The 11,877-nt window shown below is 70.7% G+C and carries 12 protein-coding genes and 1 tRNA gene; 1 reads left to right on the plus strand and 12 read right to left on the minus strand.

All coding sequences use genetic code 11. The features are described from left to right. The 9 genes from AC0AIB_RS26015 to AC0AIB_RS26055 all read right to left on the minus strand — a co-directional run. On the minus strand, positions 1–868 hold an 868-nt coding region (locus AC0AIB_RS26015), incomplete at its 3' end, for a sulfate adenylyltransferase subunit 1 (protein WP_465097681.1). Then, a complete protein-coding gene (gene cysD, locus AC0AIB_RS26020; protein WP_328340296.1) occupies positions 868–1,782 on the minus strand; it encodes a sulfate adenylyltransferase subunit CysD in 915 nt (304 codons plus the stop codon). The genes AC0AIB_RS26015 and cysD, both read right to left, overlap by 1 nt. Before the next feature lie 78 nt (positions 1,783–1,860). Further along, positions 1,861–2,664 (minus strand): 3'(2'),5'-bisphosphate nucleotidase CysQ, encoded by an 804-nt coding sequence (locus AC0AIB_RS26025; protein WP_328348935.1) that lies wholly within the window; start codon positions 2,662–2,664, stop codon positions 1,861–1,863. A 119-nt stretch (positions 2,665–2,783) separates the two neighbouring features. Next, positions 2,784–3,374, minus strand: coding sequence for an aminoacyl-tRNA hydrolase (gene pth, locus AC0AIB_RS26030; protein ID WP_328340298.1), 591 nt, complete (start codon positions 3,372–3,374; stop codon positions 2,784–2,786). Between the two features lie 89 nt (positions 3,375–3,463). Then, positions 3,464–4,144, minus strand: a complete 681-nt coding sequence (locus AC0AIB_RS26035) for a 50S ribosomal protein L25/general stress protein Ctc (protein ID WP_328340299.1) — start codon at positions 4,142–4,144, stop codon at positions 3,464–3,466. 227 nt (positions 4,145–4,371) lie between these two features. Continuing rightward, on the minus strand, positions 4,372–5,352 hold the full coding sequence (locus AC0AIB_RS26040; RefSeq protein ID WP_328340301.1) for a ribose-phosphate diphosphokinase: 981 nt from the start codon (positions 5,350–5,352) through the stop codon (positions 4,372–4,374). 87 nt (positions 5,353–5,439) lie between these two features. Then, positions 5,440–6,939, minus strand: a complete 1,500-nt coding sequence (gene glmU / locus AC0AIB_RS26045) for a bifunctional UDP-N-acetylglucosamine diphosphorylase/glucosamine-1-phosphate N-acetyltransferase GlmU (RefSeq protein ID WP_328340303.1) — start codon at positions 6,937–6,939, stop codon at positions 5,440–5,442. A gap of 74 nt (positions 6,940–7,013) precedes the next feature. Further along, positions 7,014–7,084, minus strand: a tRNA-Gln gene (locus tag AC0AIB_RS26050). A gap of 48 nt (positions 7,085–7,132) precedes the next feature. Continuing rightward, positions 7,133–7,984 carry a helix-turn-helix domain-containing protein gene (locus tag AC0AIB_RS26055; protein ID WP_328340304.1) on the minus strand — a complete coding sequence of 284 codons (852 nt, stop codon included), beginning with the start codon at positions 7,982–7,984 and terminating at the stop codon, positions 7,133–7,135. A 165-nt stretch (positions 7,985–8,149) separates the two neighbouring features. Here AC0AIB_RS26055 and AC0AIB_RS26060 point away from each other — a divergent pair, with 165 nt between their 5' ends. Further along, positions 8,150–8,842, plus strand: coding sequence for a TetR/AcrR family transcriptional regulator (locus AC0AIB_RS26060; RefSeq protein WP_328348936.1), 693 nt, complete (start codon positions 8,150–8,152; stop codon positions 8,840–8,842). 37 nt (positions 8,843–8,879) lie between these two features. Here the strand turns inward: AC0AIB_RS26060 and AC0AIB_RS26065 are convergent, their stop codons facing one another. From AC0AIB_RS26065 to AC0AIB_RS26075, 3 genes are all read right to left on the minus strand, one after another. Further along, positions 8,880–9,356, minus strand: a complete 477-nt coding sequence (locus tag AC0AIB_RS26065; RefSeq protein WP_328340305.1) for a DUF4383 domain-containing protein — start codon at positions 9,354–9,356, stop codon at positions 8,880–8,882. Positions 9,357–9,463: 107 nt separating this feature from the next. After that, complete coding sequence (locus tag AC0AIB_RS26070; protein ID WP_328340306.1) at positions 9,464–9,919, minus strand: DUF4383 domain-containing protein; 456 nt, start codon at positions 9,917–9,919, stop codon at positions 9,464–9,466. Positions 9,920–10,008: 89 nt separating this feature from the next. Next, positions 10,009–11,811, minus strand: coding sequence for an ABC-F family ATP-binding cassette domain-containing protein (locus tag AC0AIB_RS26075; RefSeq protein ID WP_328340308.1), 1,803 nt, complete (start codon positions 11,809–11,811; stop codon positions 10,009–10,011). Positions 11,812–11,877: the final 66 nt, after the last annotated feature.

The raw sequence follows: 11,877 nt of genomic DNA on the forward strand, positions 1-11,877 counted from the left end.
CCGGCCCGTCGGCGGTCTCGACCGCGCTGATCCGGCTGGTGAAGCCGGACGGCAGCACCATCACCTCGTCGCCGGGCTTGAGCACCCCGGAGGCGACCTGACCGGCGTAGCCCCGGTAGTCGGTCACTGTGGTCGACTGCGGCCGGATCACGTACTGCACCGGGAACCGCACGTCGACCAGGTTCCGGTCCGAGGCGATGTGCACGTGCTCCAGGTGGTGCAGCAGCGACGGCCCCTCGTACCAGGGCATGTTCTCCGACCGGGTGGCGATGTTGTCCCCGCGGAGCGCCGAGATCGGCACCACCGTCAGGTCCGGCGCGTCGAGTTTCGCCGCGAAGGCGGTGAACTCGTCGGCGATCCGCTCGAACACCTCCTGGGAGAAGTCCACCAGGTCCATCTTGTTGACGCACAGCACCAGGTGCGGCACCCGCAGCAGCGAACACAGGAACGCGTGCCGCCGCGACTGCTCCACCAGCCCCTTGCGCGCGTCCACCAGGATCAACGCCAGATCCGCCGTCGACGCCCCGGTGACCATGTTCCTGGTGTACTGGGTGTGCCCGGGGGTGTCGGCGATGATGAACTTCCGCCGGGGGGTGGCGAAGTACCGGTACGCCACGTCGATGGTGATGCCCTGCTCCCGCTCGGCCCGCAGACCGTCGGTGAGCAACGCCAGGTTGGTGTACTCGTCACCCCGCGCCGCGCTGACCGCCTCCACCGCGGCCAACTGGTCGGTGAACAACGACTTCGTGTCGTAGAGCAACCGGCCGATCAACGTCGACTTGCCGTCGTCGACACTCCCGGCCGTGGCGAACCGGAGCAGGTCCATCGGCCGGGCCTCGACCTCGGGCGACACCGTCTCGGTGCTCATCAGAAGTACCCCTCCCGCTTACGGTCCTCCATGGCGGCCTCGCTGACCCGGTCGTCACCCCGGGTCGCGCCCCGCTCGGTGATCCGCGTCGCGGCCACCTCCTCGATCACCCGCTCCACCGTGTCCGCGTCCGACCGCACCGCCGCCGTACAGGAGGCGTCTCCCACCGTGCGGTACCGCACCCGGGCGGTGAACGGCTCCTCACCCGCGCGGGGCGAGAAGAACTCGTTCACCGCGTAGAACATGCCGTCACGCTCCACCACCTCGCGGTCGTGCGCGTAGTAGATCGACGGCAACGGCACCCGCTCCCGCGCGATGTAGTGCCAAATGTCCAACTCGGTCCAGTTCGACAACGGGAACACCCGGATCGACTCACCCGGATGACGCCGCCCGTTGTACAACGACCACAACTCCGGCCGCTGGTTCTTCGGATCCCACTGCCCGAACTCGTCCCGGAACGAGAACACCCGCTCCTTCGCCCGCGCCTTCTCCTCGTCCCGCCGCGCCCCACCGAACAACGCGTCGAACCGGTGCTTCTCCACCGCGTCCAACAACACAGGCGTCTGGATCCGGTTGCGCATCCCGTCGGCCGACTCGCGGACCGTCCCGGCCGCCAGGGCGTCGGGCACGCTCGCCACGATCAGGTGCAGGCCCAGCTCGGTGACCCGTTGGTCGCGGTAGGCGAGCACCTCGGGGAAGTTGTGCCCGGTGTCCACGTGCATCACCGGGAACGGCACGTTGGCCGGCGCGAACGCCTTCTGCGCCAACCGCAACATCACGATCGAGTCCTTGCCACCGGAGAAGAGCAGGACCGGCCGCTCCATCTCGGCGACCACCTCACGCATCACGAAGATGCTCTCCGCCTCCAACTCGTCGAGGTGGGAGACCTGGTAGAAGCGGCCGGGGGCGGTCATGCCACGGGCTCGATCGGCGCGGATCCGTTCATGGATTCCAGACCTTTCCGGTCGGACAAATCAAAAACAGCGCTCAGGTTACCCGGAATGCCTCTGCAGCGCTGCAAGCAACCGGCTGGCGAGATCCTTGCGGCAGACCAGCAGGTCCGGCAGGCGCGGATCCGCCTCGTTGTATCTCAGCGCAGAACCGTCGATTCGGGAAGCGTGCAGCCCGGTGGCCGTCGCCACAGCGATCGGGGCCGCCGAGTCCCACTCGTACTGGCCGCCCGCGTGGATGTACGCGTCCACGTCACCGGTCACCACCGCCGCGATCTTCGCCCCGGCCGAACCCATCGGCACCAGTTGGGCCCCCACGTCCTCGGCCAGGTCGGTGAGGAAGGCCGGCGGCCGGCTCCGACTCGCCGCCAACCGCAGCGTACGGTCGCCCGAGGTGGCCGCCTCCACAGTCATCGGCGGGTACGCCGGCGGATAGTCCGTACCCAGCACCCGGTGCTGCGCCGGCAGACCCACCGCGCCCGCCACCAACCCGTGCGGCGACGGCGCGTTGCGGGCCCAGAGCGCCACGTGCACCGCCCAGTCGGAGCGCCCCTCCTCGGAGAACTCCCGGGTGCCGTCCAGCGGGTCGATGATCCACACCCGGTCGGCGGTCCGTCGGGAGACCCCGCCGGCGGTGTCCACCGACCGCGACCCCTCGTCCTCCTCGGAGAGGACGGCGTCACCCGGCCGCCACTTCGCCAACTCGCTGCGGATCAGGTCGTGCGAGACCTTGTCCCCGGCCGACTTCAACGCCCCGGCGTCGGCGAACCCCAGCTCGGCGCGAAGCTCCACCAGGGCCTGCCCGGCCCGGTCCGCCAGCCATCGGGCGAACGCGCCGTCGATCATCGGAGGACTGCCCACGAACTCGCTCCCGTCGCCTCACCACGGCCCACGCGCGGAGTCGGGCCACGTCAGAAGGCGCAGACTACCGGCACCCCGGCCCGCTCCGAGTACGCCCCCGTGCCTCAGGCCCCGTGATACGCGTTCTGGGTCGGCTCGACACCCTTGGTGACCACCGACTCCACCATGTCGGCGGCCCGGTCCACCAGGAACTCCAGCTCCTTGCGCTCCGCCGTGCCGAAGTCGGACAGCACGTAGTCCGCCGGATCCTGCCGCCCCGGCGGCCGACCGATGCCGAACCGCACCCGGACGTACTCCTTCGTCCCCAACGACTTGGACATCGACCGCAGACCGTTGTGCCCGCCCTCGCCACCGCCCAGCTTCACCCGAAGCTGCCCGTACGGGATGTCCAACTCGTCGTGGACCGCGATCACCCGGTCGGCCGGGATCTTGTGGAACTGCGCCAGCGCGGCCACCGGCCCGCCTGACAGGTTCATGTACGTCTGCGGCTTGAGCAGCACCAACTTCGGCCCACCGAAGCCGATCCGCCCCTCGGCGACGTCCGCCACCACCCGCTTGTACCGGCCGAACCGCCCGCCCAGCCGTACGGCGAGCAACTCGGCGACCATGAAACCGACGTTGTGCCGGTTCCCGGCGTACTCCCGACCCGGGTTGCCCAGCCCGACCACCAGCCACGGTCCCGTCTCGTCCGTCACTTCCTCGCATCTCCCCTCACCGTCGGTGCCCCGATACGCCGACAGGCGCCCCCGCGACGGGAGCGCCTGCCGTGAAACGATGCGACCGATCAGGCCTCGGTCTTCGCCTCGGTGTTCTCGGCACCCTCGGCGGTCGGAGCCTCGCCACCCTCGGCGGCCTCCGCACCCTCGGCCTCCGTCTCCGGGGTCTCGATCTCCGGCAGGGTCGCCTCGAGCTGCTCGGCGGTCGGAGCGGCGGTCACCGAGGCGACCGTCTGGTCCGCGTCGGCGGCCAGCTCGACACCCGAGGGCAGCTCGACGTCGGCGGCGGTGACCTGGCTACCGGCCTCCAGGCCCTCGATCGAGGCCTCCAGGTGGTCCGGCACCTTGGTGGCGTCGGCGGTCACCGAGAGGGTGTCGTGGTCGTGCACGATCAGGGTGTCCCGCGCGGCCTCACCGGTCAGCTGGACCGGGACCTCGACGGTGACCTTCTCGCCCCGGCGGACCAGCAGCAGGTCCACGTGCTCGAAGCTGTCCCGGATCGGGTCACGCTGGATCGCCTTCGGCAGCGCCAGCACCTGGGTGCCGTCACTGACCTCGATCGCGAAGAGCTGGTTGGCGCCGCCCTTGCGGATGGCGGCGGCGAACTCCCGCGCCGGCAGCGCGATGTGCTTGGGCTTCTCGCCGTGGCCGTACAGCACAGCGGGCACCTTGCCGGCTCGGCGGGTACGACGGGCACCACCCTTGCCGAACTCCGTACGGGGCTCGGCGCTGATCTTTACCTCGGACACGGGAAAACTCCTGATGCTAACGCTACGGCGGCTTGTCGTCTGGCGGTGCTGGGGCGAGGGGCTCGCTTGGGGCTCATGCGTCATGAACGACTGCCCGGAGCACCGCGTCGATGACGGTGCCTCCGTGCGGCGCTCTGTCAGCGACCCGCCGGGCACCCTCGCCGTGGCAACCGCACCAGTCTACCCGAGGTCTTTCCGCGCCTTGCGGCAGTCCCCCGGTCCGCGGGTCAGCTGAGTCCGCCGAAGAGGGTGGTCACCGAACCGTCGTCGAAGACCTCCCGGATCGCCCGCGCCAGCAGCGGCGCGATCGACAGCACGGTGAGCTTGTCCAGCTGCTTCTCCGGCGGCAGCGGCAGCGTGTTGGTCACCACCACCTCGGTGATCGGGCTGTTCTTCAGCCGCTCGGTCGCCGGGTCCGACAGCAGGGCGTGGGTGGAGGCCACCACGATCTCCGCCGCACCGGACTCCTTGAGGATGTCCGCCGCCTTGCTGATCGTCCCACCCGTGTCGATCATGTCGTCGACGATCAGGCAGACCCGACCCTCGACCTCACCGACCACCCGGTTCGCCACCACCTGGTTCGGCTTCAACGGATCCCGGGTCTTGTGGATGAACGCCAACGGGCAACCACCGAGCCGGTCGGTCCACCGCTCGGCCACCCGCACCCGGCCCGAGTCCGGCGCCACCACCGTCATCGGGCGGCCGGCGAACTTGCGCTCCACGTACTCGGCGAGGATGTCCATCGCGAACAGGTGGTCCACCGGGCCGTCGAAGAAGCCCTGGATCTGCGCGGTGTGCAGGTCGACTGTGAGAATCCGGTTCGCCCCGGCCGTCTTGAGCAGGTCGGCCACCAGCCGGGCCGAGATCGGCTCCCGGCCGCGGTGCTTCTTGTCCTGCCGGGAGTACGGGTAGAACGGCAGCACCACGGTGATCCGCTTCGCCGAGCCCCGCTTCAACGCGTCGATCATGATCAGGGTCTCCATGACCCAGGTGTTGACCCCGTGCGTGACGGACTGCACCACGAAGGCGTCCGAACCACGTACCGAGTCCCGGAACCGTACGAAGATCTCACCGTTGGCGAACTCGTACGCGTCGGAAGGGGTCGGCGCCACGCCGAGCACCTCACCGATCTGGTTGGCCAACTCCGGAAAGCCACGTCCGGAGAAGAGCATCAGGCTCTTGCGGTTTTCGGCCACGATGCTGCCCATGGGCTCGTCTGCTCCCGTTGGTCGGTGGTGCCCGGCGGCGGTGGGCCGGGGCTAGTCGGTTGCAGTATGCCCGGACCCCGGCGACCCTCACACCGTCTCGGCGCCCCCGTGCATTGCCTCACCTTCGCTTGCCGGCGACGAAGCGTCCGACGCGCCCTCGGCAGCCGCCCGGGCCTGCTCGGCGGCCCGCGCGGAGACCGTGCCCGGCCGGTTACGCAGCACCCAGCCCTCGATGTTGCGCTGCGGTGCGCGGGTCACCCCCAACGCCCCCGGCGGCACGTCCTGGCTGAGCGCGCTGCCCGCCGCCACGTACGCCCCCGCGCCCACCTCGACCGGCGCGATCAGGTTGGTGTCGCAGCCGACGAACGCACCGTCACCGACCACCGTGCGGTGCTTGTTCACCCCGTCGTAGTTCACGAAGATCGTCGCCGCGCCGATGTTCGCCTTCGCCCCGATCGTCGCGTCCCCCACGTACGACAGGTGCGGCACCTTCGCGCCCGGCCCGACGTCGGAGTTCTTCACCTCGACGAAGGTGCCCACCTTCGCCTTCCCGGCCAGCCGCGCCGCCGGCCGCAGGTAGGCGTACGGGCCCACGCTCGCCCCCGGGCCCACCTCGGCGCCCACCGCGTGGCTGCGCAGCACGGTCGCCGTCGGACCCACCACCGTGTCGATCAGCGTCACGTCCGGCCCGACCACCGCCCCGGCACCCACCGTCGTGGCCCCCCGCAGCTGGGTGTTCTGGTCGAGCACCGCGTCCCGCTCGACGGTGACGGTGACGTCGATCCAGGTGGTCGCCGGGTCCAGGATCGTCACCCCGGACCGCATCCACGCCTCGTTCACCCGGTCCCGCAGCAACTGGCGCAGCCCGGCCAGCTCCACCCGGTCGTTGCAGCCCAGCGTCTCGACGTGGTCGGCGGCCACGTGCACGCCGACCGGCTCACCGGCCGAGAAGAGCAGCCCGAAGACGTCGGTGAGGTACTCCTCGCCCTGGTCGTTGTCGGTGGAGAGCTTGCCCAGCGCGGCCCGCAGCCGGGCCAGGTCGAAGGCGTAGATGCCGGCGTTGATCTCCCGCAGCGCCCGCTGGGCCGGGGTCGCGTCGCGCTCCTCGACGATCTGCTCCAGCCGGCCGGCGACGTCCCGGACGATCCGCCCCAGGCCGGTCGGGTCGGGCACCTCGGCGGCGAGCACGGTGGCCGCCGCCCCCTCACCCTCGTGCGCCGCGACCAGTGCCTCCACCGTCCCGGCCCGCAGCAGCGGCACGTCCCCGTTGATCACCACGACGGTGCCGGTGGCCTCCGGTACGGCGTCCAGCGCGATCCGCACGGCGTGCCCGGTGCCGAGCTGCTCGGCCTGCAGGACCGCGGTGGCGTCCGGGGCGACCTCGGTCAACTGGGCGCGCACCTGCTCGGCCCCGTGCCCTACCACCACCACGGTGCGGTCCGCGCGCAGCGGCCCGGCCGCGGCCAGCACGTGACCGAGCAGCGTACGGCCGAGCAGCGGGTGCAGCACCTTGGGCAGCGCCGACTTCATCCGCTTACCCTCCCCGGCGGCGAGCACGACGACGGTACGGCGGTGGGGCTGGGACACGGGTGGGCTCCCGTCAGGGAAGGCGACAGTCTCGCCGCCATGCTAACCAGACTTCAAGGGCGGATCAGCAGAAGCTCCCGGGAGAGGATTCGAACCCCTACAATCAGGACCAAAACCTGACGTCCTGCCATTAGACGACCCGGGACGGTCTAAAACGGGCAAAACCCAACTGGCTTCGCCGGTCCCCTACACCTTAGCGCCCCGCGTCGTCCTCGCCATCGCTCATTCCCCTCATGATCCCTTCGATCCGCCAGTACAGCTGACGCGACCTGGGTACTTCGACGATCAGACAACCTCGATAGTCCTCACCGGTGTTGCGCCGAACCGTAGTCGGCCGATGACGCTTGAGCGACGTGGGGCGGAATGCCTCGATCGGGACCGCCACCCGCTCGGCCCACCACCGGACTGCCGCCTCGGAGTCGGCGGTCTCGTGGATGCTCACCCGAAAGCGCAGGGTCTCCCGTGGTGCACCCATCACCTCGACGAAGCGGATGAAGACGTCGACCAGCCCGGGATCGCTGTTGATGAACCTGACCCGACACTCGTGGGGCCGCCAGGGCTTGGCCTTCTCCCCCTCCGCCCAGTAGAGCGCCGCGCCGACCAGGATCAGCTCACGGTGCTGCATCGACCCGACCCAGGCCGAGGCGTCCGACACGACCGCTGTCCGCGCTGCGTCCCGTGCCTGTCGATGGGCCACCCACCGGGCGTCCGTCATCACCTTCGAGTGCGCCCGTCGACGTTCCCGGGCGGCCTCCTCGTCGGGATCGAGGGGCAGGTGGCGCACCCAGAGGTAGGCGGTCGACTTCGCCACCTCCACCCGGGCCGCGATGTCGTCGACCGAACAACCCTCGCCGCGCAGCGCCACCGCCGCCGCACGCAGCCCGTCCTTCGCGGTCGGCCGCCGGGTCCACGCCGGCGGCGGTACGCCGCGCAGCAGCGCGTACACCCGGTTGCGGCCGAGACCGGTGCGGGCCTGGATCTGCCGGACGGAGAGCCCCTCCTCGGCGCGCAGCCGGCGCACCTCGGCAGCCGTCGGATCGGTCATGAGCGGCAGATTAGAACAGGCGTATGACAGTCGAGCCGTCCGGCCACGCGGAACCCGGCGGTGCCCGGACGGGTCACCTGGCAGGATGACCGGGTGACCGAGACAGGCGGGCACGACCGGAGCATTCCACGACAGGGCGTCACCGAGCGCCGGCGAGGTGACGAGATGGCGCAGGCCCCGGGCGGGGAGAACACCGGTGCGCGACGACGGGCGGCACCGACGACAGGTGCGAAACCGACGTCCCGGGTACGGATGTCGGCCGCCCAGCGGCGCGAGCAACTGATCGCGATCGGTCGGCAGGTCTTCGCCGAGAAGGGCTTCGACGCGACCTCGATCGAGGAGGTGGCGGCGCGGGCCCGGGTCTCCAAGCCGGTGGTATACGAACACTTCGGCGGCAAGGAGGGCCTGTACGCGGTGGTCGTCGACCGCGAGGTGCGGGCCCTGCTGGACAGGCTCAGCACGGCGTTGACCGCCGGTCATCCCCGGGAGCTGCTGGAGCAGGCGGCGCTGGCGCTGTTGGGCTACATCGAGGAGGAGACCAGCGGGTTCCGGGTGCTGGTGCGGGAGTCGCCGCTGATGTCGGCGACCGGCAACTTCAGCAGCGTGATGAACGACGTGGGACACCAGGTGGAACACATCCTGGGCGCCGAGTTCTCCAGCCGGGGCTACGACCCGAAGCTGGCCGAGCTGTACTCGCAGGCGCTGGTGGGGATGGTGGCGTTGACCGGCCGCTGGTGGCTGGAGGTCCGCAAGCCGCGCAAGGAGACGGTGGCGGCGCACCTGGTGAACCTGGCCTGGAACGGACTGTCCCACCTGGAGGCCAGGCCGGGGTTGGTCACCGTACGCAAACGCGGTTGAGCGGCGGGCCGGACCGGCGGGCAGCGGGCGCCCGGGGTCAGCGGGCGCCGGCCTCGCGGGCCGGATGGAGCCGGCCGGCCCGTTCCTGTTCGGCGTGCTCGTCGGTGCCGATCTTGTCGTACAGGCCGGTGGCGAGCAGCAGCAGCCCGAACAGCAGCGAGACGATCACCGTCGACATCGAGAAGTTGAGGACGTTGGCGCGGGTCTGGAGCACGCTCATCATGGCGATGCCGGTGACCATGAAGACCACCCCGGCGGTGAGGTTCATGACGTGACCGAGGTTGCCGCGCCGGGACGCCCCGACGATCAGGACGACCCCGAAGGCCACCGAGACCAACGAGAACGCCAGGTTGGTACGCAGGCCCAGGGCCCAGTGGCTGCCCCTGTCGAACAGTGGTTCGCCCCAGGTCTGCACGACGCCGAGTGCGCCGAAGACCAGGATGTAGAGCCCGACGAGCCCGGCGAAGACCCGGTACAGCGGGCGGGCCGGGTGGTTGACCGGAAAGTGCGCCATGGCCCCTCCTCCGCGGACGACATGCCGGGACGATTGTCTCCCGTCATGCCGTCCGGCGTCGGCGAAACGCCAGGTCACCACCGCACCCGGCCCGCGTCGGAGCGGCGTCAGAGCACCAGGCGGGCCTTCTGCCAGGCTTCCTGCTCGTCGTCGGTGCCGACCTTGCCGTACATGCCGACCATCAGCAGGACGAGGCTGAGGGTCATCAGCACGATCACCGTGAGGATGCTGAAGTTGACCACGTTGGCGTCGGTCTGGATGAAGGCCAGACCGGCCAGGCTGATCACCATCAGGAGGTAGGACAGCCACTGGTTGATCGCCACGTCGAGGTTGCGGCCGATCACCGTGCCGACCAGGATGACCACCCCCAGCAGGGCGGACAGCACGGAGAACCCGAGGTTCGTGCCCTGACCGAGGACCTTGGTGTCGTCCTGGGCGAAGAAGTCGTTACCGGCGCTGGCGATGACGCCGAGCACGCCGAAGACCACGAAGTAGAGACCGATGAGCCCGCCGATCGCCCGGTAGACCGGCCGCGCGGGGTGGTTGACGGGGGTATGGGCCATGACTGTGTCTCCAACGCCGTTCGGGTGAGGGTCGCCGACGATTGTCCCGCACCCCGGGGTGTGACGCCGCACACGGGGGCGGTCCGGGTCTACAACGGCGGGATGTCGTCGGCCAGGGTCAGCCAGGTCTCCTCGGTCCGCTCCCGTTCGGCGCGTACCTCCTTGAGCTGCGTGTCGAGCTCGGCGACCTTGGCGTAGTCGGTGGCGTGCGCGGCGAGCTGGCCGAGGAGGGTGGCCTCCTTCTGGTCGAGCTTGCCGATCTGCCGTTCCAGCCGGGTCAGCTCCTTGCGGGCCTGCCGGGCGTCGGCGGCGGACATCCCGCCACCGGCCGGGGCGACCGGTGCGGCGGCGGGGCCGGTCGCGGTCCGGGCCGGGCCGGGTCCGGCGGCGCGGGTCAGGTACTCGTCGACCCCGCCGGGCAGGTGCACCAGCCGCCCGTCGCCGAACATCCCGTACGCGGTGTCGGTGACCCGTTCGATCAGGTACCGGTCGTGACTGGCCACGATGATCGTGCCGGGCCAGGAGTCGAGCAGGTCCTCCAACGCGGCGAGGGTGTCGGTGTCCAGGTCGTTGGTGGGCTCGTCGAAGAGGAGCACGTTGGGTTCCCCGGCGAGCAGCCGGAGCATCTGGAGCCGGCGACGTTCCCCACCGGAGAGGTCGCTGACCGGGGTCCAGAGCCGCCGGTCGTCGAAGCCGAACACCTCGGCGAGCTGGGCGGCGGAGATCTCCCGGTCGCCGAGCTGCACCCGGCGGGCGACCTCCTCGACGGCCTCCAGGACGCGCAGGTGGCCGGGGAGTTCGGCGAGTTCCTGGGAGAGGAACGCCGGCTTGACGGTGGACCCGGTGTGGAACCGGCCGCCGTCGGCGCGGGTGATCCCGGCCAGCAGCCGCAGCAGGGTGGTCTTGCCGGCGCCGTTGCGGCCGAGGATGGCGATCCGGTCGCCGGGGCCGACCTGCCAGGTGGTGTCGTGCAGGATCTCCTTCGGCCCGGCGTGCAGCCGGACGTGCTCCAGGTCGTACACCTGCTTGCCGAGCCGGGCGGTCGCCATCCGCTGCAACGACATGGTGTCGCGCGGCGGCGGCACGTCGTCGATGAGCGCGTTGGCCGCGTCGATCCGGAACTTCGGCTTGGAGGTCCGGGCGGGTGGGCCGCGCCGCAGCCAGGCGATCTCCTTGCGGAGCAGGTTCTGCCGGCGGGCCTCGGTGGCGGCGGCGACCCGTTCCCGCTCGGCGCGGGCCAGGATCCAGGCGGCGAAGCCGCCCTCGTAGGCCCGGACGGCCCGGTCGGCGACCTCCCAGGTGGCGGTGCAGACCGCGTCGAGGAACCACCGGTCGTGGGTGACCACGACGAGCGCACCCCGGCGGCCGACCAGGTGTTTCGCCAGCCAGTCGACGCCACCGACGTCGAGATGGTTGGTGGGCTCGTCGAGGATGAGCAGGTCCGACTCGCGAACCAGCAGGGCGGCCAGCGCCACCCGGCGGCGCTCGCCACCGGACATCGGGCCGACCGGCTGGTCGAGGCCGAGGTGGGGCATGCCGAGGCCGTCGAGGATGGCCCGCACCCCGGCGTCGCCGGCCCACTCGTGTTCGGCGCCCATGCTCTCACCGAGCCAGGCGGTGCCGAGCACCACGTCCCTGACGGTGGCCTCGGGGGTCAGGGTGAGGGCCTGCGGCAGCCAGAGCACCCGCAGGTCGCGGCGGTGGGTGACCCGGCCGTCGTCGGGGTCCTCCTGCTTGGTGAGCATCCGCAGCAGGGTGGACTTGCCGGCGCCGTTGAGGCCGACCACACCGATCCGGTCGGCGTCGTCGAGGCCGAGCGAGACGTCGGTGAGCAGCGGCCCGGCGGCGCCGTACCCCTTGGACACCCGGTCCAGGTTGACGATGTTGGCCACGACCTCACCTCCCATGATCAAGGCGTCCCGGTGCCGGCGGGCACCTCGGGACGCCTGGGGCAAGGG

The sequence above is a fragment of the Micromonospora sp. DSM 43699 genome (assembly GCF_055517075.1).